The sequence below is a fragment of the Amycolatopsis sp. NPDC114504 genome, from assembly GCF_055633595.1.
Window position 1 is genome coordinate 827,329 of sequence record NZ_JBVKDU010000003.1, and the last position, 26,367, is coordinate 853,695.

14 protein-coding genes are annotated in these 26,367 nt (G+C 68.6%); 4 read left to right on the forward strand and 10 right to left on the reverse strand.

What is annotated here, in order from left to right; all coding sequences use genetic code 11:
• Positions 1–232: 232 nt before the first annotated feature.
• On the reverse strand, positions 233–2,404 hold the full coding sequence (locus ACZ7PG_RS25380; protein WP_470241566.1) for a 3-hydroxyacyl-CoA dehydrogenase NAD-binding domain-containing protein: 2,172 nt from the start codon (positions 2,402–2,404) through the stop codon (positions 233–235).
• 8 nt (positions 2,405–2,412) lie between these two features.
• Positions 2,413–3,624 carry an acetyl-CoA C-acetyltransferase gene (locus tag ACZ7PG_RS25385; protein ID WP_470241567.1) on the reverse strand — a complete coding sequence of 404 codons (1,212 nt, stop codon included), beginning with the start codon at positions 3,622–3,624 and terminating at the stop codon, positions 2,413–2,415.
• A 147-nt stretch (positions 3,625–3,771) separates the two neighbouring features.
• On the opposite strand from ACZ7PG_RS25385, the gene ACZ7PG_RS25390 reads away from it, so the two are divergent.
• Entirely contained in the window at positions 3,772–4,950 is a 1,179-nt protein-coding gene (locus tag ACZ7PG_RS25390; protein WP_470241568.1) for a TetR/AcrR family transcriptional regulator, read from the forward strand.
• Between the two features lie 293 nt (positions 4,951–5,243).
• Positions 5,244–7,052, forward strand: coding sequence for an HEXXH motif domain-containing protein (locus ACZ7PG_RS25395; protein ID WP_470241569.1), 1,809 nt, complete (start codon positions 5,244–5,246; stop codon positions 7,050–7,052).
• Between the two features lie 3 nt (positions 7,053–7,055).
• Here ACZ7PG_RS25395 and fxsT (ACZ7PG_RS25400) read toward each other — a convergent pair whose 3' ends face one another.
• From fxsT (ACZ7PG_RS25400) to ACZ7PG_RS25410, 3 genes are read right to left on the reverse strand one after another with little or no spacing between them, the layout of a single operon-like run.
• The gene (fxsT, locus tag ACZ7PG_RS25400; RefSeq protein ID WP_470241570.1) at positions 7,056–11,477 is read right to left on the reverse strand and encodes an FxSxx-COOH system tetratricopeptide repeat protein; all 4,422 of its coding nucleotides are present in this window, start codon (positions 11,475–11,477) and stop codon (positions 7,056–7,058) included.
• Position 11,478: 1 nt separating this feature from the next.
• The gene (locus ACZ7PG_RS25405) at positions 11,479–12,531 is read right to left on the reverse strand and encodes an AAA family ATPase (protein ID WP_470241571.1); all 1,053 of its coding nucleotides are present in this window, start codon (positions 12,529–12,531) and stop codon (positions 11,479–11,481) included.
• The gene (locus ACZ7PG_RS25410) at positions 12,509–13,996 is read right to left on the reverse strand and encodes a VMAP-C domain-containing protein (protein WP_470241572.1); all 1,488 of its coding nucleotides are present in this window, start codon (positions 13,994–13,996) and stop codon (positions 12,509–12,511) included. Before ACZ7PG_RS25410 ends, ACZ7PG_RS25405 begins: the two co-directional genes overlap by 23 nt.
• Positions 13,997–14,550: 554 nt before the next feature.
• Between ACZ7PG_RS25410 and ACZ7PG_RS25415 the strand changes: the two genes are divergently transcribed.
• Positions 14,551–16,374, forward strand: a complete 1,824-nt coding sequence (locus ACZ7PG_RS25415) for an HEXXH motif domain-containing protein (protein WP_470242406.1) — start codon at positions 14,551–14,553, stop codon at positions 16,372–16,374.
• A gap of 4 nt (positions 16,375–16,378) precedes the next feature.
• Here ACZ7PG_RS25415 and fxsT (ACZ7PG_RS25420) read toward each other — a convergent pair whose 3' ends face one another.
• The 4 genes from fxsT (ACZ7PG_RS25420) to ACZ7PG_RS25435 all read right to left on the reverse strand — a co-directional run bounded on the left by fxsT (ACZ7PG_RS25420) (position 16,379) and on the right by ACZ7PG_RS25435 (position 24,201).
• Positions 16,379–20,620 carry an FxSxx-COOH system tetratricopeptide repeat protein gene (fxsT, locus tag ACZ7PG_RS25420; RefSeq protein ID WP_470241573.1) on the reverse strand — a complete coding sequence of 1,414 codons (4,242 nt, stop codon included), beginning with the start codon at positions 20,618–20,620 and terminating at the stop codon, positions 16,379–16,381.
• A 1-nt stretch (position 20,621) separates the two neighbouring features.
• Entirely contained in the window at positions 20,622–21,686 is a 1,065-nt protein-coding gene (locus ACZ7PG_RS25425) for an AAA family ATPase (protein ID WP_470241574.1), read from the reverse strand.
• Positions 21,664–23,208 (reverse strand): VMAP-C domain-containing protein, encoded by a 1,545-nt coding sequence (locus ACZ7PG_RS25430; RefSeq protein ID WP_470241575.1) that lies wholly within the window; start codon positions 23,206–23,208, stop codon positions 21,664–21,666. Before ACZ7PG_RS25430 ends, ACZ7PG_RS25425 begins: the two co-directional genes overlap by 23 nt.
• 78 nt (positions 23,209–23,286) lie before the next feature.
• A complete protein-coding gene (locus tag ACZ7PG_RS25435; protein ID WP_470241576.1) occupies positions 23,287–24,201 on the reverse strand; it encodes an effector-associated domain 2-containing protein in 915 nt (304 codons plus the stop codon).
• A 118-nt stretch (positions 24,202–24,319) separates the two neighbouring features.
• On the opposite strand from ACZ7PG_RS25435, the gene ACZ7PG_RS25440 reads away from it, so the two are divergent.
• A complete protein-coding gene (locus tag ACZ7PG_RS25440; protein WP_470241577.1) occupies positions 24,320–25,525 on the forward strand; it encodes a low temperature requirement protein A in 1,206 nt (401 codons plus the stop codon).
• Here ACZ7PG_RS25440 and ACZ7PG_RS25445 read toward each other — a convergent pair.
• Complete coding sequence (locus tag ACZ7PG_RS25445; RefSeq protein WP_470241578.1) at positions 25,520–26,344, reverse strand: helix-turn-helix transcriptional regulator; 825 nt, start codon at positions 26,342–26,344, stop codon at positions 25,520–25,522. The genes ACZ7PG_RS25440 and ACZ7PG_RS25445 overlap by 6 nt on opposite strands.
• Positions 26,345–26,367: the final 23 nt, after the last annotated feature.

The following is a 26,367-nucleotide window of genomic DNA, read 5'->3' on the forward strand; positions in this document are numbered from 1 at the left end:
GGGCGGCCCGAGCCTCGGCGTGGGCTCTCGGCTGGACGGGAGCCATCGCGCCTGGTGTGTCCGCGCGCCGACCCCGCGCTCGTCGTGCCCGGCACCGAGTACGTGGATCCGGAGGCATGGAGCCCCTTGATCTACAACTTCCGAAGCTACTTCAGCCTCGGCCACAGCTCTTCGGGTCCGAGACGCGCCGAAGGGGCTCTCCTCAGCCGAGGAGAGCCCCTTCAGTCAGTGCTTATTCGTAGATCTCGCCCTTGGCAGCCTTGTCCACCAGGGACTGCGGCGGCTCGAAGTGGTCGCCGTACCGGGCCGCGAGCTCACGCGACCGGTCGACGAAGCCCTGCAGGCCACCCTCGTACTGGTTGATGTACTGGATGACACCACCGGTCCACGCGGGGAAGCCGATGCCGAAGATCGAACCGATGTTGGCGTCCGCGACCGACGTCAGGACGCCCTCGTCGAAGCACTTCACCGTCTCGAGCGCCTCGGCGAACAGCATCCGCTCCTTGAGGTCCTCGAACGGCACCTCGACCGAGCCCGACTTGAACGCGTCGCGCAGCCCCGGCCACAGCCCGGTCCGCTTGCCGTCCTCGCCGTAGGAATAGAAGCCCGCGCCCGTCGAGCGGCCCTTGCGGTCGAACTCGTCGACCATCCGGTCGATGACGCCTTCCGACGCGTGCGCCTTCCACGTGCCACCGGCGGCTTCGATCGCCTCGCGGGTCTCCTTGCGGATCTTGCGCGGCAGCGTCAGCGTCAGTTCGTCCATCAGCTGCAGCGGCGGCGCCGGGTAGCCGGCCTGCGAACCCGCCTGCTCGATCGACGCCGGCTCGACGCCCTCGCCCAGCGCGGCGACGGCCTCGTTGATGAACGTGCCGATGACGCGCGAGGTGAAGAAGCCGCGGCTGTCGTTGACGACGATCGGGGTCTTCTTGATCTGCAGCGTGTAGTCGAAGACCTTCGCCAGCGTCGCCGGCGACGTCTTCTCGCCGCAGATGATCTCGACCAGCGGCATCTTGTCGACCGGCGAGAAGAAGTGGATCCCGATGAAGTCCTCGGTCCGCTGCACGCCCTCGGCGAGGGTGGTGATCGGCAGCGTCGAGGTGTTGGAGCCCAGCACCGCGTCGGCGTTGACGACGCTCTCGATCTCGCCGAACACCTTGTGCTTCAGCTCGACGCTCTCGAACACAGCCTCGATGACGAAGTCGACGCCCGCGAAGTCGGCCGGGTCACCGGTCGGCTTGATCTTTGCCAGCAACGCGTCGGACTTCTCCTGCGTGGTCTTGCCGCGCGAAAGGGCCTTCTGCTCGAGCTTGGCCGCGTAGCCCTTGCCCTTCTCGGCCGCCTCGAGCGAGACGTCCTTGAGGACGACGTCGATGCCGGCCTTCGCCGACACGTACGCGATCGCGGCGCCCATCATGCCCGCGCCGAGGACACCGACCTTCTTCGCCGTGTACTTCTCGAAACCGTCCGGCCGCGAACCACCCGAGTTGATGGTCTGCAGGTCGAAGAAGAACGCCTTCGTCATGTTCTTCGAGACCTGGCCGGTGGCGAGGCTGATGAAGTAGCGCGTCTCGATCAGGATCGCGGTGTCGAAGTCGACCTGCGCGCCCTCGATCGCGGCCGCCAGGATCGCCCGCGGCGCCGGCATGTTCGCGCCCTTGATCTGCTTGCGCAGGTTGGCCGGGAACGCCGGGAGGTTGGCCGCGAAGCTCGGGTTCGACGGCGTGCCGCCGGGGATCTTGTAACCCTTGACGTCCCAGGGCTGGACGCCGCCCTCGGGGTTCGCCTTGATCCACGCCTTCGCGGCGGGGACGAGCTCCTCGACCGTGCCGACGAGCTCGTGCACGAGGCCGAGCTCGAGCGCCTTGGCCGGGCGGTGACGCTGGCCCTGCAGCAGGACGTTCAGCAACGCGCTCTGGATACCCAGCAATCGGACAGTGCGCACAACGCCACCGCCGCCGGGCAGCAGGCCCAGCGTCACCTCGGGCAGGCCGATCTGGCTGCCCTTGACGTCGGCGGCGATGCGGTGGTGCGTCGCCAGCGCGATCTCGAGGCCACCGCCGAGCGCTGCGCCGTTGATCGCCGCGACGACCGGCTTGCCGAGCTGCTCGATGCGGCGCATCTGGCCCTTCATCAGGCCGGACGACTCGGTGAACTCGACCGCGTTCTCGGGCTTCGCCTGGATGAGGTCGTTCAGGTCGCCGCCGGCGAAGAAGGTCTTCTTCGCGGACGTGATGACGACGCCGGTGATGGAGTCCTTCTCGGCCTCCAGGCGGTCGACGGTCACGCCGAGCGACTCGCGGAAGTCGGCGTTCATCGTGTTCGCCGACTGCTTCGGGTCGTCGAGGGTCAGGGTGACGATCCCGTCGGAGTCCTGCTCCCAGCGGATGGTCTTGCTCTCGGCCATTGTGGTCCTCACACCCGCTCGATGATGGTCGCGACGCCCATGCCGCCGCCGATGCACAGGGTCACCAGGGCGCGGCGCGCCTGGCGGCGTTCGAGCTCGTCGACCACGGTGCCGACCAGCATCGCGCCGGTGGCGCCGAGCGGGTGACCCATGGCGATCGCGCCGCCGTTGACGTTGACCTTGTCCTCGTCGAGGTGCAGGTCCTTGATCCACTTGAGCACGACGGATGCGAACGCCTCGTTGAGCTCCCAGAGGTCGATGTCCTCGGGCTTGAGGCCCGCGGTCTTCAAGACCTTCTCGGTGGCCGGAGTCGGGCCGGTGAGCATGATCGTCGGCTCGGAGCCGATCGACGCGGTCGCCACGATCCGGGCGCGCGGCGTCAGCCCGAAGGTCTTGCCGATCTGCTCGGAGCCGACGAGCACCAGCGCGGCGCCGTCGACGATGCCGGAGGAGTTGCCGCCGGTGTGGACGTGGTTGATGCGCTCGACCGAGTGGTACTTCTGCAGCGCGACGGCGTCGAAGCCGCCGAGCTCGCCGATGCCGGCGAAGGCGGGCTTGAGCTTGCCGAGGCTCTCGACGGTGGAGCCGGGACGTCGGTGCTCGTCGTGGTCGAGGACCGTGACACCGTTGATGTCCTTGACCGGGACGACGGACTTGGCGAAGTAGCCGCCGGACCAGGCGGCCTCGGCGCGTTCCTGCGAGCGGACGGCCCACGCGTCGACGTCCTCGCGCGAGAAGCCCTCGATGGTCGCGATGAGGTCGGCGCCGGTGCCCTGCGGGACGATGTAGTTGTCGTAGGCGGTGGCCGGGTCCATGAACAGCGCGCCGCCGTCGGAGCCCATCGGCACGCGCGACATCGACTCGACGCCGCCGGCGATGATCAGGTTGTCCCAGCCGGAACGGACCTTCTGCGCGGCGGTGTTGGTAGCTTCGAGGCCGGAGGCGCAGAAGCGGTTGAGCTGCACACCGGCGACGGTCTCGGGCAGGCCCGCGTTCAGCGCGGCGGTGCGCGCGATGACCGCACCCTGCTCGCCGACCGGGGAGACGACGCCGAGTACGACGTCGTCGATCACCGCGGGGTCGAGGTTCGGGTGGCGGACCTTGAGCTCTTCGATCAGGCCGACCACCAGGTCGACCGGCTTGGTGCCGTGCAGGGCACCGCCCTTGTTCTTGCCGCGAGGCGTGCGGATCGCCTCGTAGATGTAGGCCTCGCTACTCACAGAACCTCTCCTCGCGAGCGGTGGACGTCGTCGTTCCGTGGCCGATGATACCGACCGGTAGTGCTAATGGCCATTAACATATCGCCGGATAACCCCAAGGTGTCAATGGGTTGCAGGTGTGCCGTTAGCCGCTATCGTTCTTTCACGATGACCGACTCTGTGCGAAGTGCGCGCCCCCGCGACCGCAAGGCCCAGCTGGCCGCGGTGGCGGCGGAGCTGTTCCGCGCGCGCGGCTTCCCCGGAGTGGGAATCAAGGACATAGCGGACGCGGCGGGCGTCACGGGGCCGGCGCTGTACCGGCACTTCGCGGACAAGCAGGCGATCCTGGCGTACGTGGTCCTGAGCGGCTTCGAGGACCTGGAGGCGGCGACGGCGGAGGCGTTGTCAGACTCGGTTTCCCCCGTTGACCAGCTGGAATCCCTCCTGGTTCGGCTGGCCACCCAGGCCGTCGAACGCCGGGAGATCGCGGCGCTGTGGCGTTGGGAGGGGCGTCATCTCCCGAAGGAGGACCAGCGGGAGATCGCCCGCCGTTCGACGCTGGCGCTGACGGCGTGGTCGAAGGCGCTGCTGGTCCAGCGCCCTGACTTGCCGGCCGAAGACGCCGAGCTGTTGTGCTGGGCAGCGCTGTCGGTGTTCGGCAGCGTGTCGGTGCACCACACGTCGGTGGCGCGCCGTCGGTTCGCTCAGCTGCTCGTCGAGCTGGCCCTCGGTGTGCTGAACGCCACACTCCCGGCACCGTCGTCACCGCCACCTTCTTCTGTGCTCAGCCTGGGTACTCCCTCTCGCCGCGAGCAGGTCCTGGCGGAGGCGACGGCACTGTTCGCCCAGCGCGGGTTCCACGACGTGAGCATGGAAGACATCGGAGCAGCGGCGGGCATCGCGGGCCCGAGCGTGTATCGGCACTTCCCGAGCAAGGCGGCTTTGATGGTGGCGATCGGCCACCGCGCGGCGGACCGGTTGGCCCTGGCGGCGGAGAGGGCACTGCAGACGTCGGACGAGCACTCCGCCCTGCGCCGCCTGGCGGCGTCGTACGTGCACACGATTTTGCACACGCCGGAGCTGCTGGTGTCGTTTTCGACCGACCGCGTGACGATGCCGGACCGCGACAAGGCTGATCTGCTGCGGGTGCAACGGGATTACGTCGCCCAGTGGGTCACGCTGCTCTCGACAGTCCGCCCATCACTACCCCCGCGCGAAGCGAAGATCACGGTGCACGCGGCGTTGACCATAGCGAACGACCTGGCCCGGACCCGCCGCTTGGCCGACCGTCCGCACTTCGAAGGCGAACTGACAACGCTGCTGCACACGGTGCTGGGCATCGGCTGATCAGCGCACACCGGCCGTCCCTGTCGAAACCACCCTCAATGCGGGACAATGTAAACGGGCCGACGGGGTCCGCTCTCCCTGCGGAAGGGGAAAAGCGCGATGCAGGCAGCACGTTCCGGTGCAGAAGACGGAATCGAATCCGAACTCGTCGATCTCGGCGGCGTGTCCCTCAGCAGACTACGCACGTTGGATGGCGGCGACATGCGCAAAGCATTGCGGCATGCGGCGGAACGAGTCGCCCACATCCCGGTGACTGCAAGCGGCAGCGGGGGGAGGAAACGGGTCGACTGATCGTGACCTCCGACGAGCTGGTACCCCATCGATTGTCCTGGCACGATTTCGACGCGGTCGCCCGCGGTGGCGGCGGATCCGGCCCGGTGCGCCGGCTCCGCGCAGCCGAACGAAGCAGGCGGCTCCTCCTTCTGCGCGGAATCATCGACCAAGCAGCCAAATCACCGGAGCCTCCCGGTCCACTGCCGTCACCCGAATCGGCGTGGGAACTGCTGGCCCGGATTCAGGAACGGGCACCCGCCTCGGTCGAGACGATTCTCGGGCATCCATACACCGGCACTTGGGCCGGCTACACCACCCGGTTGAGTCGCCAGGACGTCGCGGGCGTTTGCCCGTTCTGGGTTCATCTCGGGCACGTCCACTGCCTGGCCGCGGCTGCCGCCATCCGGGCCGGAGCGGTTTTCGAGGCGGAACTCCCGATCTGGCAGGGAGGCGTGTCGCTGCCGACCCTCGGCATGGTGCGGCTCGACGCGGGCGAAGAGTACGGAGTAGCTCGGGTGTCCGCCACGCACGACCGGATCATCTTCCAGGATCGGCACGGCGAAGTCCGCCTGCCGGAGGATCTGAGCCTTGAAACCCGGTGCTGGCAACCGATCCGCCGCATCACGAGCTGGCAAGACGACCGGCAGCTTTCGATCCGGCTGGACGACCTCGACCCGTATCGCGGACTCTACGAACCGATCGCGCCGCGACGGCTGACGGCGCTGGAAGTCGAATCGTGGCGAACCGTCGTAGATGGTGCGTGGCGGCTGCTCACCGCACTCCTGCCCGCCGTGGCCGAGGCCCTTCCCGGGGGCCTCGAGTCGTTAGTGCCGGCGCCGGCGGTCGCGTTCCGGTTGCCCAGCGCCTCGACAGGCGAAGCTTTCGGGAGCGCCGTCGTTTCCTACAGCAACGATCCCGAGCAGCTCGCTGCGGCGCTCGTGCACGAGTTCCACCACATCCGATTGGGTGGTGTCCAGCACCTGGCCACCCTGCACATCGACGATCCACGCGAACGGTTGTACGTACCGTGGCGCGATGATCCCCGGCCGATCGGTGGGGCGCTGCACGGGATCTACGCGTTCTTCGGCGTGACCTCGTTCTGGCGGGCGCTGGCCATGGCCGAGCCGGACAACGCCCTGGCCTCCTTCGAGTTCGCGCTGTGGCGGGCAGCGGTCCGGCGCACCTTGAGCACGGTGCGCGAGGACGGAAGCCTCACCTCGGCGGGACGAAGGTTCCTCGACGGCGTCGCCGCCGAGTCCATCTCGTGGATGGAAGAGCCGGTGGCGGGCGCGCCGGGCGCTTGGGCGACCACGGCGGCAGCTGATCATTACGCGACCTGGCGTCTCCGCCACCTGCGCCCGAACGCCAACACCGTCGCGACACTCACCAAGGCGTGGCGCCGTGGTGATGCACGGCCACAGCTCGACGCTCCTCTCGAGCCACGCACGCCGACACCGGTCCCGGATGGTGCCTGGACCGACGCCAGAACCGACCTGATCCGACTTCGGCTGGGCCGTGACCGTGACGCGCTCATCAACCAGGGGCCGACGGTCCCGGGCGTGACCGACGCCGACCTGGCCCTGGTGACCGGCCGGATCGAGCCAGCGGTGGAAGGCTACCGGCGCTTGCTGGCCGCCGACCCCGACGCGCCCACCGCACTTGTCGGCCTCGGACTCGCCCTGACGGCCCGCGGCACCGGACCCGCGGCGCGGGCGTTGTTGCACCGCCCGGAACTGGTCCGGGCCGTGCACCGAGAACTCCGCTCTAACACCGATGCCGTCCCGGAGGTCGAGCCCCTCGCCGCGTGGATCGGCCGGTTCACCCACTGAGCGCTACAGCGGCATCGGGTCGATGTCGCAGTCGGCGCGGACTTTTTGTGACGCCGCGACCGTGCCGGGGTGGTTTTCACCCAGGACGTGCCGGTAACGGTTGAGGACGTCCTCGTAGAGCTCGTCCGCCTCTTCGATATGTCCAAGAGCTCGGAGGTCCAGTGATCGGTTGAGCTGGACCGCCAGCGTAGTCGGGTGGTCCTCGCCGAGAATCCGGCGCGAACGTACCAGCAGATTGGCGTCGCGCTCCGCCGCTTCCTCAACGCGGTCCAACGCGGCGAGATCACTCGCGACGTCGATTGCGCACACGATGGTGTGTGGGTGATCTTCGCCCAGTTGCGCCCGGAACTCTTCCAACGACCGCTCGTCCAGTACTCGGGCACTGGACGGATCGCCGGACAGTCGCATGGTCACACCCAGGTCCAGCGCCGCCGACAGTGTGTGCGGGTGCTTCTCGCCCAGGCTTTCGCGATAGAGATCGAAGACTTCTTCCCCCAGTTCCCGGGCCTGCACGTAGTCACGAGCATGCCGCAGGTCGATCGAGTATCCGAGAGCACAGGCCAGCGCGTGCGGGTGCTTGTCTCCGTACCGGATCCGGAATCGGCGCAGGGCATCTTCGGAGATCATGCGTGCCTCGTCGTGGTCGCCGTTCTTCCGGCAGGCAACCGCCAGGTGATATTTACGTCGGAGGGTGCTGATGCTGTTCTCACCGTAGAGCTGCTCGATCCGGTCGGTGATCTGCTGCTGCTCGATCCGCGCCCACGGGTAATCACCCAGCTCGCGCCGGGCGATCACCATCAGGACCTGGATCGCGACGGTCGACGCGTTGTCATAACCCAAGACTTCGACCGACCTTTGGTAAGTGTCGGAAGCCAGTTCGTTCGCCTGCTGGTAGTCACCGACCAGAAGCAATGCCGTGGCATAGTCGCGGCCGGCCTTCAACGTGACTGGGTCGTCGTTCCCGAACAGGCCGCGCGCCTTGACGTAGATCTCTTCGTTGCGCAGGTTCGCTTCCGCGAAGTCACCCCGCGCTTTCAAGATGACGGCGTAGGTGAGCGCGGCTTCGAGTGTCTCTTCCCGGTCGGAGCCGATCGACTCCCGGTAGCGGTCGAAGGTGCGCCTGCTGATCTCGGCCGCCTCGCCGTAGCGCCCCACGGTCCATTGGAAGAAGGCCAAACGCTCGGATGCTTGCAGCTCTTGCAACGGCGGGTCTTCGATGGGGGCTTCGCCCCGGCGATGCCGTTCTTCCCGGTCCTGCGCCCACGCCTTCACCGCGCGCTCGGCGAGCGTGACCGCCCCGTCGTGGTCACCCCAGTGGTAGAGGAACTTCATCAGGTTGACCACCAGCTGCCGCACCCACTGGTCCGTGCACTCGATCAGCTCGGCGTCGTAGATGTGCGGCAACACCTCGAGGTATCGCTGCCACTGCCGAGGTGCTTCCGGGTCTCTCGGGTCGAGGTTGGCCAGCAGCTCATGTGCACCGTGCCGCATTTCGTTGTGGTGCTGCTCCGACATGCGGTTGCGCAGGACCAGCTGCACTAGCCGGTGCAAGAGGATGGTGTCGGTCCGGTGGTCGATCTTGGCGAGGCCGAACCGGTTGATGTCGCGAACGGCCCGGCCCAGCTTGATCGGGTCGCGTAGCGCGGTGTCGAGCTCGGGTGACACGGTGAGTCCGCGGACACCCGCGAACAAGTTCCGCGACACCGGCTCGGGCGCGAAGAACGCACAGACCTGCAACAACTGGTGCGCGGCAGGGCTGCTCACGCTCAACTGGTCGAACGACACGTTCCACGCCGCTGCGACCGACGTTTCGTAGTCCTGCGGGTTCGAGGTGTCGAGGATCTCCGCGACCTTCTCGTCGAACAGCTGCAGGTACTCCCTGGCCGTCATGCCGGTTTCGGCCAGCCAAGCCGCAGCTTGCTCGATCGCCAGCGGCAGATCGCCGAGCTTCTCGGCGATCTGATCGGAGTCCGAATCGTCGAGCTGGGGACCCCGCCTGCTCAGCAGCATCTTGCTTTCACTGCGCTCGAAGACGGCAACTTCGAGGGGACGCGCCACGCCCGCCCAGTTGGGGTTGCGGGACGTCACCAGAATGTCGCCGGGACCCCCGACCGGGAAGAACGGGCGCACCATGTCCGGGTCTTCGGCCGAGTCGAAGACGAGCAGCCACCGCCGGTACGGGCGGCCGAGGCGCAGCGCCTCCTTTACCGCGGGCACGGCGGTGTTGGCCTCGTCGGCACCCGGCAAGCGGAGGTGCTGGGCCAACTCGGTGAGCGAGGCGTGGATCTGCGTCGGCTGGGTGGCCTGGATCCACCAGACGATGTCGTAATCCTGCAGATGGCGATAGATGTACTCGGTGGCCATCTGCGTCTTGCCGATGCCACCCATACCATGCAATGTGGCCGGAAGGACCGCCGTGGTGCCGGCACCCAGCCGTTCGGTCAGCTGGCTCAGCAACTGGCCCCGCCCGGTGAAATTGGGATTGGGCGGCGGAATGGCACCCCAGATCGGGGGAACTTCTTCACCCGAACGTCGTACTTGACGAGAAGTCGACATACCGACGTTGGCGACTACTGAGGCTTTTCCGGTGGTCGCCACGTCCTGTTTACCCGACGAGGCATGATGCGCCGAATCTCGGCTCTCCCGATCGACGGCCGCGGATTGGCCGGGAAGATCCGATTTCTCGACGTCGTTGGGCATCGTGGCGCTCACCGGCGATACAGTAACGCTACTTGCTCGATCCAGACGTGGGGGGCTCCCCAGTTTGAGCCTAGCCAATCGATCCGCCCTCGACAGATAGGGCCCGGACAACGCGCTCATCACATCGCGCTCGAGCGCAATCTCCGCACTCGTCGCCGTGTCGGGTTCGGGGTCCGGCGTCGTGTCCGGGTCCACCAACGCTGCCTGGAGCCTTGCCAGCACGGTGTTCTGCTCGCCGATCCGCCGCGACGCCGCGCGAACCGCGTGCGCCGTATCCGACCGCCGCGCCCCACTGAGCAATACCCTCCGGGTCTGGCCGGAAAACTCCCACGGCGTGGTGCGGTCCCACGGCTGACGGGTTCCGTCGTGACGCAGTAGCCCGCTCGTGAATACCTCGACAAGGTGATCTGGGCCGGAGTCCGGGAGCATCTCCGCTTGCACCGCGGAGGCCACGTCGATATCCACGGGCACTGCCGCGAGGAGCGTGGCCAGCCGAAACGCCGCCGGCGAAGCCTGGCTGTGAAAGTCCCTCACCCGTTCCTGTGCGTTCACCTCATTCTCTCGCGGCACTGGAATGTCACTCGAATCGGTTACCGTGTTCCCCGGCTGGTCTCGAATCACGACGACCGGGCATTTCCTCGGCTCGTCCGCCCGCCCGGTGACGACCTCCGCCCACCGGCGGAACCACCGCTCGCCGAGTTCCAGCACCGGGACCGCGACCGAGTCGCCGGGCACGTCCGCGTGCTCCGGATCGTCCAGCAGCAGGTCGGTCAAGCGGACCCGGTAAGTGTCATTGGACCGCACCGGGCCTTTGGACGTGATCTCGGCATTCTGCGCGTCGACGCCGCCACGGGCCCAGAGCCGCCGTGGCAGCAGGTGCACGACCGCGACGGGCATCTTGCGCCCCCACCGGGCCAGCAGCGGCTGCACCAGATCCTGGCGCCAGGCGTCGCTGATCCCGTCGGTCAGGACGAGCATCAGCCGCCGACCGGAGGACCCGACGGGCTCGCCGGTCCCGCGCACCGGGCTGTCCGGCGTCCCGCCGCGCAGCACCGGCTCGAGGAGCATGCCCCCTTCGGCGCGCCCGGCCTTGCCGGTTTCCAGTAACCGGACCTGGACCGAGCGGAACACACTGAGCCGTCGCTGGCACAGCGCGACGAACGCCGCGACGGTGGGATCCCAGAGCGCCATCGACGGTGCCTGCTCGACCACCAAGGTCAGGTCCAGCCACGGCACGCGCTTCCGTTTGGTGATCGGGAACCAGATGCCCGTCCGGGCGCTGACCTCGGCGGTCGCCTCTTCGTCGAGCTCCACGGCTTCCGGCTGGGTCGAGGGCACCCTGCGCTTGAAGGTCCGGAACGACCGGACCAGCTTGCCGATGTCGGGCAACGGCGAAATCGCGCCGGCTGGCGCCGATTCTCCCCGGCTCCCCAGCAGGCCGCCCGCGACGCGGGCGTTTCCCGGCTCGAACCAGTCGGCCGGTGGCGGGTCGGGAGCCGGTCGCCGGTCGCCGGCGGGTTCGGGCGCTTCCACGGGGAGATGATTCCCCCCGCCGGTTTCGGGCGGCTCGGGAGGGCGTGGAGCCCGCGTCGACACGGCCGGGTACGGGGACGGCTCCGGGCCGCCCGCCGATTCCGCCCCGATGGCGGCCACCAGCCACAACGCGTCGGCGACTTCGGTCGCCGTCAGGTCGTGGTTCTCGTGGCCACCCGGGATGCCCGGCATTTCAGCGTCCCTGCTGGCTCAGTTGCTGCCACAGCGCCTCGACCAGTCCAGGCCAGCCGGGGTCGTCGGGCTGGTACGCACCGGACGTCGCCAGGAAGATCGCGTCGAGAAGCTTGTCCGCAGGCAGGCCGCCGAGCGCCGTGCGCCGCGCGACGAAATCCTCGATCAGCACCGCGCGGTGCTGCGGGTCGAGCGCGTGCGCGGCGACGATGGCGGCGAGCTGCGCCGGATCGGGGTCCTTCATCTCCAGCCGCAGGCACCGCCGCAGGAACGCCGGCGGGAAATCCCGTTCTCCGTTGCTGGTGATGACGACCACGGGGAACGCCGAGCACCGGACGACCCCGTTCTCGATCTGCGCGCTGTAGCCGGGATCGGCGGTGAACACCTCGGCCACCGGGGAGCGGCGAGCGTCCCGCGCGAGCTCCGAGATGAGGAACTCCCCGTCCTCGAAGATCGACAACAGGTCGTGGGGCAGGTCGGATTCCGCTTTGTCCAGCTCGTCCACCAGCAGGACCCGGGGCAGCTGGCGCGGGAGGAACGCGGTCCCGAGTTCGCGGAGCCGGAGGAAGTCGCCGATGGGCGGCTCTTCCCCGCCGGCCTCGCCGGGGCGGTGCGCGGCCGAGGCCTGGACGCGGCCGATGGCGTCGTAGTCGTAGAGCCCGGATCTCAAGGTGGTCTGCGAAGTGATCGACCAGCGCAGCACCCGGCCCAGCCGCAGTTCGCGGGAGATCCGGTAAGCCAGGGTGGACTTGCCGCTGCCGGGCTTGCCGGTCACCAGGAGCGGGCGACGCAGGTACAACGCAGCGTTGACCATGTCGACTTCGGCGCGGTCCGGGTGTCCGCCGGCGAAGCCCGTTTCGACGCCCAGACGCCGGTCGGTTTCGGCGTCATCCTGCGGCACGTCGGCCGCGAGGGGCTCGCCGTCACGCCGGAAGTCCCGCCATGGCGGCGGTGGCGGTAGCCGATCGGCCAAGTGGGTGTCCTGCAGGGGGTGCCCAGTACCCCGATAGATCCACCAATCGGGTGTGCGGTCAGGAAGCTCGGTCGCGCTCATCGACAGCCCGTCCCCTTTCGGGGCCGGGTCCGCCGTCGCCGAGGGGGAGCATCCGGCTCGGGTCGTCCCATAGCACCACCAAGTCCCCTATGATGCCGCCATCCGGGGACGACGACCGATTTCCAAGTGCGTCGAGCCGGTGTTTCCGGGTCAGTGCGGGCAGATTTCCCAAATCGTCACTGCCAGCCAACCACGCTACCACTTCGCGCACGACTTCCGAAGAGACCGTAGGGTGCCAGACGATGACGGGCAAGCCCGCCCGCAACGCGGCGAAAAGCTCGTCACGATCCGGAATCGCGCTGGCGGGCGGCGTCTCGGTCAGCACCGTCATGAGCCATCGCTCGTCACTGAGAATCGCGTCGAGACGATGACGATCTTCGGTGTCTCCCGGGTCGCAGAAATACACTCGTTCGAAGGATGGTTCCTGGGCCCAGGAAGCCCATCGTCGCCGCCAAACACGGTGCGAACGCCGGGATCTCATCCGTTCCAGTGAACGAATTACCGTCGGATAAGTCAGGTACAACGGCTGAGGTGTCCCGAACTCTCGCTCCGTGCTCCAGGAGTGCACGGGCAGATCCAGCAGCACACGAGGCAGCACGAACTCGAGGACGACCTCCGCGTCACTCTCCGCCCACGCCTCTTCCGCCGCGGAGACCACTTTCGCCACTTCGCTTTCGAGGCCGGCCGACGTCGTCGGCACGGTCTCCCCGCGCGGGGGTGGCCACTCATCGGGGTCATCCTGCCGCCAAGAGGAAATCTCGTAGCGCTCTTCGTCGACGAGGTCACGGATGATCATGATGGTGAGGTGCAGCCGTCCCGAGCGTGACGGCGTGACGTGGGCGCGGAGTTCGCGCAGCGCACCGTCGAGACGGAGGCGGTGCGCCTGTCCGTCAGACCACCTGCGGAGCTGTGCCGCCAACGGCTCGTCACAATCGGCCGCGATCAGTTCGGCGAAGGCCACGACCGGAGGGAGCTCTTCAGGAGCGGCATTGAAGTCCGCAAGACCCAGGAAGGCTTCGGCCGCGTTCGCGTACTGCGGGACGGGTGAGATGTGCCGGGCGGCGCGGCGAACGGCCGCGCGGAGCCCGGGCGGTGAGAAGCCTTCGAGCAGATGACGGAATCGTTCTTGCTCGGCCTCGTCTACCACATCCTGCAGCGGCAGGGAATCCACCAGAGTGCGGAACTGCGTGCACTCCTTCGTTCCCGGCCGGAGGAACTCGAGCACGTCGGCCAAGACCGGTAGGCCTTCTTCGATCCCGCTGCACCCGTTGACGATTTCGATCAACTGGGCTCGCGGCGCCAACTGGTCCGGCACCGTGAACGGGTTGTCGAGCGCTCGGCGCAGCTCCGCGACCATCAATGTGCGGATGGACTTGTCGTCGGCGAAACCCGCGACCACGAGTACGTCGACGAGTGCGCGGCGAATCGCGATGCCGATTTGGGGGCGCCCTTGTTTGGTCGACACCGGCGTACCACCTCCCGCCCCCGCGAAGTGCCCCGAAGATCGCGAGTCTACCTATCCGGCGCAGAGGGAGAAGGGGCAAAAGGCGGACAACTACCGACGAACTCCGAACGCCGAGCGACCAGCGATCACCGAGTGCGGCTCTTCGACCTGCGGTGAGCCCGGGCCGGGCGGTGATTGATTCCTCCGGTTTGCCGACTTGCCGTTGACGCGCACGGATGCCGGTTCGAACACGACGGCCGAGCGTAGGCTCGGTTCGCGGCCCCTCCCTGGACGGGTGACAGAAGGGAGGTGCTAGCTTACGCGCGCCTCCAAGCGGGTTCTCGAGAGAGGGGAAATCGCGATGCGATCGCCGGGCGGCAAGAGGCGACCGGGGATCGAATCCGAGCTCCTGGACCTCAGTGCCCTGCCATTGTCCGAGCTGCGGAAACTCGACTCCGCGCTCGTGCGCCGTTCAGTCCGGCGCGCCGTCGAACGTACGGCGCACATCCCGATCACGGCGAGCGGGAGCCAAGGCGCGAAACGGGTCGAGTGAGCGGCTTCCGGAAGGGTTGACCGTGCCCACCTCAAGCAATGCCACACGCGAACCGCTCCTGCACACTTTGTCGTGGGAGGAGTTCGCCCTCCTGGCCCGCTCCGAAGGCGGCCCGGATCCCGTCCTGCGGCTGCGCACCGCGGAGCGCAGCCGCCGCCTGCTGCTTCTGCGGGCCATCATCGACGAAGTGGCGGAAAACCCGGACCGGCAAAGCCCGCTGGGTTCACCGGATACGGCGTGGAACCTGCTGGTCTGCGCCCAGGAGACCGACCCGCGAGCGTTCGACGCCGTGCTCACCCATCCCTACACGGGCAGCTGGGCCGGCTACACCACACGCCTGATCGGGCAGGACGCAGACGGCGACCGGCCGCTTTGGGTCCACATCGGACATCTCCACGCCCTGGCGGCCGCGGCGGCGGTGCGGGCCGGAGTCAAAACGTTCCACGTCCGGGTGCCGGTGTGGCGGGGAATCGTCGCCCTGCCGACGCTCGGCATCGCCCACCTCGACGGCGTGCCCGATTGCGCCACCGCGGAAGTCCGCGGAGCAGCCGGCCAGGTCGAGATCACGGCCTGTGGCCGGACAGTGGTGGTTCCGGCCGACCCGTCGGCCGACGAACCCGGCTGGCAGGGAATTCGCACCGTCGAGCTGAGCGCAGGGCGGCGGCGGTTGGCGGTCCGCATCGACGACGTCGACCCGTATCGCGGGCTGCACGGTCCACGGGCTCCCTACCGGCTCGGCTCGGAAGACCTGCGCGCTTGGCGTGATCTGCTCGGGCAAGCCTGGGAGTTGATCGCCCGGCTGGTCCCCGAACTCGCGGACGCCCTGCCCGCCGGCCTCGACACGATCGTGCCGGACCCGCCGTTCCCGTACCGACTGCCGAGCGCGTCGAGCGGAGAGGCGTTCGGCGGTGCGGTGATCTGCCGGCCCGAGGACCCGGCGACACTGGCCGCAGCGATGGTGCACGAATTCCAGCACATCCGGCTCGGCGGACTCCTGCAGCTCGTGCCCCTCCAGTCGGACGACAAGACGGAACGGTTGTACGCGCCGTGGCGCGACGATCCCCGCCCGATCGGCGGCGTCATCCACGGCATTTACGCGTTTTTCGCGGTCACCGAGTTCTACCGCGCACTCCGCCGCAGCCGGCCGGACGACGAACTGGCAACGTTCGAGTTCGCGCATTGGCGGCACCAGGTCGAACGGACTCTCGAAGCGATCCGCGATGACGACGAGCTGACCGACGCGGGGCGGCAGTTCCTCGACCACATCGCCGATCGCTGCGAACCTTGGCGGCGCGACGAGGTCTCCGCGTCCGCCGCGCGCTGGTCCGGCCTGCTGGCCGCAGACCACTACGCGGGCTGGCGGCTCCGTCACCTGCGCTCGGATCCCGACGCGGTCGACCGGATCGTCCGGGTCTGGATGAGTGCCGCCGCCGCGCCGCGCACTGATTCCGTGTCCACCGTCCTGGTCACCGAACCTGACGGCACCTGGTCCGAAGCGCGGGCGGACCTGCTGCGCGTCCGGCTCGGTGAAGACGGCGCACGCCGTGCCCAAGAGGCCTGGCCGCGGATCACCGGCGCTTCGGAAGCGGATTTCGCTTTGGTGGACGGGCGTCCCCAGGCAGCCCTGGACGGCTACCGGACCGAACTTCTCGGTGATCTCGACGCGCCCCGCGCCTGGATCGGACTGGGGCTTGGTCTGCGGGCGACCGGCGATGAGGCCACCGCCGCTGTCGTGCTCGGGCAACCCGAACTGGTGCGCGCGGTGCACCGCGGAATCCGGAGGCAGGGAGGCCCCGTCCCGGCTCCCGAAGAAGTCGCCCGATGGCTGGCCGCCGCCGAGCGCTGACCCACTACAGCGGAGTCGGGTCGATGTCGCACACGGCACGCACCCCTTGCTCAGCGGCCACGGTCATCGGGTGGTCGCCGCGAAGCACTCGGCGATAGCGTGCCACGACGTCCTGCTGTTGTAGAGCGGCTTCGCGTTCTCGGCCGACTCCGCTCAGGTCGAGAGCTCGGTTGAGCTGGGCCGCGAGCGTGGTCGGATGGTCGTCGCCGAGCGTGCGCCGGGCGCGTGCCAGGCTTTCGGTGTCGCGCACCAGCAGCCGCTCGGCGGAGGCGCGAGTCGAGCCGGAACCGGCCTCGTCGTTCGCGAGGTCGATCGCCGCGGCGATGGTGTGCGGGTGGTCGGCCCCAAGGATCTTCCGCAGATGCCGGAACGCTTCACCGTCCCTCTTCCGTGCGGCCGCGAAGTCGCCCAGCAGCCGGAGCGTCACGCCGAGGTCGAGCTCCGACACCAAGCAGTGGGGGTGGCGGCCGCCGAGGCTGGACCGGTACAGGTCCACCGCCTGCTGTCCCAGGCTCCTGGCCGCCTCTAGATCTCCTGCGTAGCGGAGGTCGATCGAGTGTGCCAGCGCGCAGGGGAGCGTACTCGGATGGCTGAGTCCGTAGCGGGACCGGAAGCGCTCCAGCGTGCTCCGGGACAGCGCCAAGGCGCCCGCGTGCTCACCGTCCTTCCGCATCGCCACGGCCAGGTGGCACTCACGGCGCACGACCCCGGCGTTGTCATCGCGGAACAGACGGCGGACCCGTTCCACGATCTTCTGCAGTTCCAGCCGGGCAAGGGCGTAGTCACCGATCTCACGGCGGCAGATGGCCAGGATGTTCAGCGTGCTGATGGTGGCGGCGTTGTCCGGGCCCAGGATGTCCGCGCATCGCGCGTACGTGTCCTCGCCGATCCGCCGCGCCTCGTCGTACTCGCCGGTCAGGAGCAACGAGACGACGAAGTCGTGCGCGGCGGTCAGGGTCTTGGGTTCGCTGCCACCGAGAACGGCGACGGCTTCTTGGTAGGTCGCCAAGTTGAGCCTGCGTGCACCGGCGAAGTCCCCGCGTGCCTTCAGCACAACGGCCACCGACAACTGGGCGTTGAGCCGCTGTTCCGGACGATGTTCCTCGGCCTTTTTCTCCTGGTAGAGCCGGAGCGTGCGATTGTTGATCACTTCGGCCTCTTCGTACCGGCCGAGCACCCACAGGAAGAAGCCGAGCCGCTCCGACGCCTCCAAGGTCGACAGGTCGGCTTCACCGAAGCGATCCGTCCACGTGGTGACCACGCGCTCGGCGAGCAGGGTCGCCCCGGCGTGGTCGCCCCAGAAGTACAGGAACTTCATGAGGTTGATGACGAGAGCACGCACCCAGATGTCTTCGGAGTCGATCAGTTCCGCGGCGTAGATGTGTGGCAGCACCGTGTGGTACTGGGGCCAGTTGCGGGCGTCCGCCGGATCGCCTGGGTCGCGGTTCGCGAGCAGGAGGTGCGTACTGTGCTGGACGTCCCTGCGGTGCTGCTCACTCATCCGGTTCCGCAGCACGAGCTGCACCAGCCAGTGCAGCTGGAGCGTGTCGGACCGGTGGTCGACCTTCGCCAGCCCCCAGCGGTTGATTTCCCTCAAGGCCTGGTCGAGCTGGGTGGGGTCGCTCATGGCGGCATCGAGCTCCGGCGCGATGGACAGCCCGCGGACCCCGACGAAGATGCTACGGGATATCGGTTCCGGCGCGAAGAACGCGCACACCTGCAGCAGCTGGTGCGCGGCGCGGTTCCGGGTGCCAAGTTCGTCGAACGAAACGTTCCACGCCGCGGCGATCGGGACCTCGTACTCGGTCGGCGTCGACGTCGCGAGGATTTCCGTGGCCTTGTCGTCGAAACGCCGTAGGTACTCCTCCACGGGCATCGCGATCTCGGTTCGCAGCGCGGCGGCCTGGGCCAGTGCGAGCGGCAAGTCACCCAACCTCGCCGCCAGCCGATCGGCCTGCTCGGCACCGAGTTGCCGATCGTGCAGGCTCAGCAGTTCAGTGCTCTCCGCGCGAGTAAACGACCCGACCTCCAGCACTTGTGGGAAGAACCCGTGCCATTCCGGGTTCCTCGTCGTCACCAAGATCTCGCCCGGCCCCTCGGTGGGCAGGAAGGGCAGCGCGGCCTCGGGTTCGTCCGCCGAGTCGAACACCAGCAGCCACCGGCGATAGGGCCGCCCGGCCTGCAGTGCCTCGAGCACCGCCGGGACCGCGGTGGCCGTTTCCGCCGCACCGGGCAGTCCGAGCTGTCGGGCCAGCTCGGTAAGCGAGGCCCGGATCTGCGTCTCCTGGGCAGCACTGACCCACCACACCACGTCGTACCGGCCCAGGTGCCGGTAGACGTACTCCGCCGAGATCTGGGTCTTGCCGAGCCCGCCGGTTCCGTGGAGCAGGGCGCGGCCATCGGCGTGAAGATCGTCAGCCAGCGACTCGAGCAGTCGGTGCCGGCCGGTGAAGTCCGGGTTCCGGGCGGGCACGGCGCCCCACACCGTCGGCGCGTCGGTGCTGAACTGGCGGACCCGGCGCAGGGAATCCGCCGCTTCGTCGTGCACGTCGGCAACGAGGTTCTCAGTCGTGGGCGCGGGACGAGCCCCCGCACCGGGCTCCGTGTCGGGCTCGCTCGCCGCGGCCAACTCGGACTCCCAGCGCGACAACCGGTCCGCCCGCCCGGCGTACGGCCCGGACAGCGCCCGCATCACGGCGCGTTCGAGCGCGACGCCGGCCACCAGGTCGGCGTCCGCTTGGGGCAGGGGTGCGCGATCCGGATCGTCCAGTGCGTCGGCGACTCGGAGCAGCACCGGATAGCGGTCCCCGAACCGACGGGCGGCGATAACGACGCGGGCCGTGTCCGACCGCCGGCTCGCGGCCAGAAGCTCTTCGCGCACGGGAAGCGGGATGTCGTAGACGATGTCGTCCCAGTTCCGGTCGGGTCCGGTCGGCGGCACGTCGAGCAGGCCGCTGCTGAAAACCTCCGCGAGGTCCGCGGTCTCCGCCTCGGGCACCAGTTCGGCCTGGACGAACCGCGCGATCGGCAGGCTGATCGGCACCGCCGCGAGCAAGGTCGCCAACCGGAACGCCGACGGCGAGGCGACACCGTGGAAGTGCTTGACGCGGTCCCGGGCGGACAACACCGGCCCGTGCAGCTCTTCCCACGGTGGCACGGGCTGGGGCTGCGTCCGCGCCAGCATCACGACCGCCTGCATCGGATCCGGCTGCGCCCGGCCGATCATCCGTACCCACCAGGAAAGCCAGCGCGGATCCAGCTCGATGATCGGGATCGGCACCGCGCCGGCTCCGGCGGTCTTCGGGTCTTCACCGGTCAGCCAGGAATCCGGCAGCTCGAGCCCGTACCGCCGGTTGGGCCGGAAAGGCGCAGGCGTCACCAGCCTGGCCTGGTGCAGCTGCGGCCCGGCCCGGCCCCAGAGCCGCTGCGGCAGCATCTGGACGACGGTCACCGGCATGGCTCGCCCCCACTGGGCCAGCAGCGGTGAAACGGTGTCCGCCCGCCAGGCCTCCCCCATCCCGTCGGTCAGCACGAGCATGATGCGGTGCCCGGACGAGTCGAGCAGCTCCGCGGGCTGGCGTTCGGGCGCGCCTGGTGTGCCGCCGCGCAACACCGGCCCGGACACACCTTCACCAGTCCCCTTGTCCGTTTCCAGCAGCCGGACCTGGATTGCGCGGAACGCCCCGAGCTGCCGGAGCACCGTGAGGAAGGCCGCAACAGTGGGCTGCCACAGCGCCATCGAAGGACTCGTGTCGACCACGACGGTCAGGTCGAGCCCGCGGACCAAGGAGGGCCTGGTCTGCGGTAGCCAGAGCTTGTCCTCCACCGCCTGCTCGGCCGTCCGGTCTTCGTCCAGTACTGCGTCTTCCTCCGCGCCCGAAGGACGCACTTGCTTGAGGGGGCGGAGTGCCCGGGTGATCGCTGCGGCCTCCGGCAGGAACCGCGACGGCCCCTGGGCTTCCGCCGCATGGCCGGCCGCCAGGACCTCGGCCGTTTTCACCAGCGCCGTGACGAGCCGATCGGTTTCCCCGCCGAGGGTCGGCGCGGTGAGCCCGGCCGGCTCCTCCGGTGGTTCCGGTGCGGCGCGGTCCGGGTCGTCCGGGACGGCCGGTTCATCGGGCACCTCGAGCTCAGGGTGCGAACGCGGCGCGGAGTCCCCGATCGCCATCGCGAGCCAGACCGCGTCGCCCACCTCGCTCCAGCTCAGGTTGGAGACCACGGGGCCGTCGGATGGCTCGGCCGGCACGTCAAGAAGCCAGGGAGCTCAGTTGCCGCCACAGCGCGTCGACCAGCCTCGGCCAGGAAGCGTCGTCCACTCGGTAGGCTCCCGCAGTGGCCAGGTAGACGGCTTCGAGCAGCTTGTCGACCGGCAGTCCCCCGAACGCCTCACTGCGGCGGACGAACTCTTCGATGATCCGCGAACGGTGCGAGTCGGCCGGATCGAGCAGGTGCGCAGCGACCATCGCGGCGAGCTGGGCGACGTCCGGGTCCTTGGTCTCGTAGCGCAGGCAGCGGCGTAGGAAGGCGGGCGGAAAGTCCCGCTCACCGTTGCTGGTGATCACGACGATGGGGAACGCGTGGCACCGGACCCGACCACCGACGATCTCCGCCGTGGAGTCGGGATCGGCGGTGAACACCTCGACCTCCCGCGTGCGGCGGGCCATCCTGACCAGCTCGGGGATCTCGAACTCGCCGTCCTCGAAAAGACTCAGCAAGTCGTTCGGCAGGTCGGCTTCGGACTTGTCCAGCTCATCGATCAACAACACCCGGGGACGCCGGCGGGGCAGGAACGCGGTGCCGAGCTCACCCAGCCGGACGAAGTCGCCGATCGGCGGTTCGGCCGGTTCGCCGGCCCGGCTCCCCGCGGCCACTGCCCACGCACCCGCAGCCTGGGCGCGGCCGATGGCGTCGTAGCCGTACTGCCCGGTCTTAACTGTGGTGTGCGAAGTGATCGGCCACTGGAGCACCCGGCCCAACCCGAGTTCCCGGGCGATCCGGAACGCCAGGCTGGACTTCCCGCTGCCAGGCCGCCCGGTGACGAGCAACGGACGGCGCAGGTAGAGCGCCGCGTTGACCATGTCGAGCTCGTGAACGTCGGCCCGTGGCACCGATTCCGCACCGGCCGCACCGAGCCGGCGCTTCATTTCGCCGTCATCGGGTGGCACCGGGACGTCATCGAGGAGAGGACCACCGTCGAACACCCGCCACGGCGGCGGAGGCGGGAGCAGGTCCGCCCGCTCGGGCGCGGGATCCGCCGTACCGCGGTAGATCCACCATTGCGGCACCTCGTCAGGAAGCCCGGCCTCGCTCATCGGCGCTCCCTGGTGGTGGACCTGGCCGGAACGGCGGGGTGTCGAGGAATACAAGGCGTGCCGGATCGTCCCAGAGGATGACCAGATTCCGGACGACGCGCAGATCCACCGGAATGGTCATTTCGCGGAAAGCGGCACATCGGGATTTCTGCACCCGGGCCGGAAGATCGCCGAGACCACCGCCGTTGACGAGCCACGTGACCACCTCTCGCAAGAGATCCAGCGAAGCCTCGGGGTGCCATAGTAGTGCCGGAAGCCCGGATCGCAATCCTGCGGCGAGTGCGTCCTCACCCGGTCGCGGCCGAAGTGTCGGAGCCGCCGCGAGAACCATGAGGACCCATTGATCTCCACTGAGTATCGCGTCGAGCCGGTGCCGCTCATCGGTGTCTTCTTCAGCGCAGAAATACACCCGTTCAGCCGATGGATCGGCCATCATCGCTTCCCAGCGCATTCGCCATGCCCGATGCCATTGCGGCGATCGCATCCGTTCCAGTGAACGTACGACGATCGGGTAGTCGAGGAACAATGGCCGAGGGTCACCGGTTTCGTGTTCCTTGCACCACAGGTGCACCGGGAGGTGGAGCAACGACCGCGGCAGGACGAACTCCAGGGCTACTTCGCCGCGATACTCCGCCCAGGCCCGTTCGGCTTCGACGACGAGGGTGTCCACGTGGCGTTCGAGTTCGTCACCGGGCACCGTGTCGAGACCGCCGCGGGCCGGTGGCCATTCTTCGGGATCGTCTTGGCGCCAGTAGGAAACGAGGTGCCGTCCGGGGTCGATGCCGTCCGGCTGGACGACGATCATCAGGTGCAGCCGCGGCGGGTCCGACGGATCCGCCCGCGTTTCCGCCCGGAGTTCGCGCAAGCCCGCTTCAGCCTGAATGCGCCGTGCCTGCAGTGCGTTCCAGGCCCGCAGTTCGCTGGCCAGGCCCTGAGCACATTTCGCCGCGACGAACTCGACGAACGCGAGCGCAGGCGGCAACCCGCTCGCCGGGGAGTTGAAATCCGACAGAGCACAGAAAGCGTCCCACGCGTCGCGGACGTCGGACGGCGGCTCTCCCGGCCCGGCCGCACGACGGACCGACGCCGACAGCCGTGGCGGAACGAGACCGGACAGCATCGACCGCAGCCACAGCAGTTCCGATTCGGGCAGGAGGTCATGCATGCGCGGTTGGTGTACCAGTCGGCGAATCTGCTCCGACTCCGGCGAATCCGGGCGCATCATCCGGACCGCGTCGGCCAGAGCGGTCATCCCGCCGTCGGCCTTCGCGCAGGCGTTGACGACTTCGATCACGTGATCGCGCCCGGTCACCTGCTCCGGAATTGTCAGTGGGAAACCGAGATTGTCGTGGATCAGCTCACGCAAAAGCGCCCGGCCGGCGGGATCGACGGCCAGACTGGCTGCCGCCAGCACATTAACGATCGCTTCCCGGACCGCGATCGTTGTGCCCGGCCAAGAACGGAACTCGCGTCCGGGTCCGTACACCCGTTCACCGGCCGACACGTGCTGGACCACCTCCACCAGGGCTCATGCAAGGCCCGGGAATCGTGAGCTTACCGATCGGGCCCGTCCGGAAAAGTGGCAAAAACTGGACAAGCGTCAGAGCGCCCGTTCGTCCGGCCAGCCGTCGATGATCACAGCCACCGCCGCCACCTGCGGTGATTCCGGCTCGATTTCGCGAATGGCGCCGAGCAGGTCGAGCAACCCTCCGTCGAACCGCTGGCACGTCCGCGCCATGGCGATGACGTGGAGGCGGTCCTCGGCGTGATACGGCACGACGTCGGCGATCTCCCGACGGGGGAACAGTTCCAGCAGCAGACGCCGGCTTTCGGGTTTGCGCACGCAGGGCACCGCGAGCAACGCATCGATCAACGCGGGGAACGCCACTCGCGTGGTCACCTTCGGCAAGGCGACCACCACGCCGTTCACCCTGCCGAACACGCGCAGCCACGCCCACGCGGCGTTCTCGCCCGGCTTGACCTTCACCGGGATCCGGCGGAACGCCCCCGGATCGGCGGCCGCGTCCTGGACGACGACGTCCTGGTAGAGCAAGTCCGAAGTGATCAACACCAGATCGGCTTTCGCCTCCTTCTGAGCCGCCTTGGCCTCAGGAGCGTCGAGGATGCGGAACGTGAAGCTCACAGCCTTGCTGATCCGTCCGTGGCTGCCCTCCGCCACCTCACCCGCGTGAAGAGCCAGGCGAAGCTGGACCTGGGCCTCCTCCGCGTGCACATGGTTGTAGCGGCGCAGTTCGTCGCGCATCCGCGCCGGGAACTGCGCGACGAGGTCCGCCTTCGCGATGTCCGGAGGGAGCAGGATCATCGCGCCGTCGCCGGTGTTCTCCACGAAGCACGAGTCCCACGGGATGCCCGTATCGGCGAATGTCGTGCGCAGGACCCGCCAGAGGCCTTCATGGACTTCGCGCAAGTGGGCCAGAGTACGGCTCGGGTTGTTGTACCCGGCGATGTCGACGGCCATGATCGTCCGGTGCAGCGCGGCCGCATAGGAATGCACGACCCACCTCCCCACGTCCCTCGGTCATTGTCCCAGACGCGTGCACCGTCGGCCATGTTCGCGCACAGCGTCACCGGGAAAGCGGTCCTCCTTGTCCTTGTTTCGTCCATAATTCGGCGTGCCCACGAGACGCCTGCACCTGGTTAGCGCGGATGAGGACCACCGCGTCTCCACCATCGAGCTCTTCTTCGACCTGGTCTTCGTCTACGCCATCACCCAGACCACCCAGCTGATGGCCGACCACCTGAGCCCCATGGGCGTCGGGCAGGGGATCGTCATGCTCGCCGTCCTGTGGTGGTGCTGGTGCTCCTATGCCTGGCTCGGGACCACCATCCACGTCGACCACGGGATCGCTCGGCTGGCCATGTTCGGGGCGATGACCGTGATGTTCCTCGTCTCGCTCACCATCCCCGAGGCCTTCGTCGACTTCCCCGGCGGGCTGTTCGCTCCGGCGCTCTTCGTCGCCTGTTACGCGCTCGTGCGGCTGCTGCACCTCGTCGCCTACCTCGGCGCCGCGCGGCATGATCCCGGGTTGCGCAAGGTCCTGCTGCGGATGTTCGTCGGGCTGCTGCCGAGTGTCGTGCTGCTCGCCGTCAGCACCGCGCTGAGCGGGCCGTGGCAGCTGGGACTGTGGGTCGTCGCGCTGCTGGCCGACTACCTCAACGTCTACCTCGCCGGACCCGATGGGTGGCGGCTGAACTCGCCCGCGCACTTCGCCGAGCGGTTCGGGCTGATCGTGATCATCGCGCTCGGGGAGTCGATCGTCGCGATCGGCATCGGGATCGGGGCGCTGCCGATGTCGTGGCTGGTCACCGGGGCCGCCGTGTGCGGGCTCGCGCTGGCCGCCGGGATGTGGTGGACGTACTTCGACGTCGTCGCGCGCGTCTCCGAGCACCGGCTGACCCAGGCGACCGGCACCGAGCGCACGAAGCTCGCCACCGACTCCTACACCTTCCTGCACCTGCCGCTGATCGCCGGGATCGTGCTCGTCGCCCTCGGCCTGAAGAAGGCCTTCCTCTACATCGCCGACACCGAACACCACACACCCGGCGAAGCGCTGCACGGCGTGCCGATCTGGGCGCTGACCGGCGGCCTCGCGCTCTACCTGATCGCGCTGAGCGCCCTGCGCAAGCGCAACCTCGGCAGCTGGAACGTCCAACGTCTGACCCTGGGTGTCCTGCTGGTCGCGGCGACGCCGTTGCTGGAGCACGTGCCCGCGGCCGTGCTGCTCCTGGTCGTCGCCGGGCTCGTGCTCGGGCTCATCGGCTTCGAACGCCTCCGGTTCGCCGAATGGCGGCGGCAGGTGCACACCGAGCACTCATAACAGCTCCGGGCCGACGACCGAGAGCAGCTGCAGCTTCTCCGCGTCCTCGGTGCCGGGCGTCGCGGTGAAGACCAGCAGCAGCTGCGCGAGGTCGTCGGTGAAGAGCAGCTGGCAGTCGAGCGCGATCTCGCCGAGACCCGGGTGCACGATCGTCTTGCGCCGTTCGAACGGCACCGAGACCTCGTGCGCCTCCCACAGCTTCGCGAACTCCGCGCTCTTCGCCAGCAGCAACCGCGCCAGCTCCGCGGCCCGGGGATCGGTGCCCGACGACGCCCGCAGCGTCGCCACCAGGAACCGGGCGTGGCGCGTGCGGTCCGCGGGCGGGTAGAGCAGCTGCTCCGCGGGGTCGGTGAACCACCGGTAGGCGGCGCTGCGCGCGGGCCCGGTGTGGCCGGTCTCGTCGCCGAGCAGCGCCTGGGCCGGCCGGTTCTGCACCAGCGTCTCGCCGAGGTTCGACATCACCTGCGCGGGAGTGTCGTGCAGCCGGTCCAGCACGCGCATCAGCGCCGGGCTGACGTGGTCCGCGCGCGACACCCGGGACGGCGCCGTGTGCCCGGCCAGCCGGAACAGGTGGTCGCGCTCGTCCAGAGTGAGCCGCAGGCCGCGGGCGATCGCGGCCAGCATCTGCTCCGAAGGCCGCGGTCCGCGCCGCTGCTCCAGCCGCGTGTAGTAGTCGGTGGACATCCCCGAGAGCGTCGCGACCTCCTCGCGGCGCAGCCCGGACGTGCGGCGGCGCTGCCCGAGCGGCAGCCCGACGTCCTCGGGGCGCAAAGCCTCGCGGCGGCGGCGCAGGAAGTCGGCGAGCTCGGCACGGTTCACGCGATCGATTATCGACGTCCGGG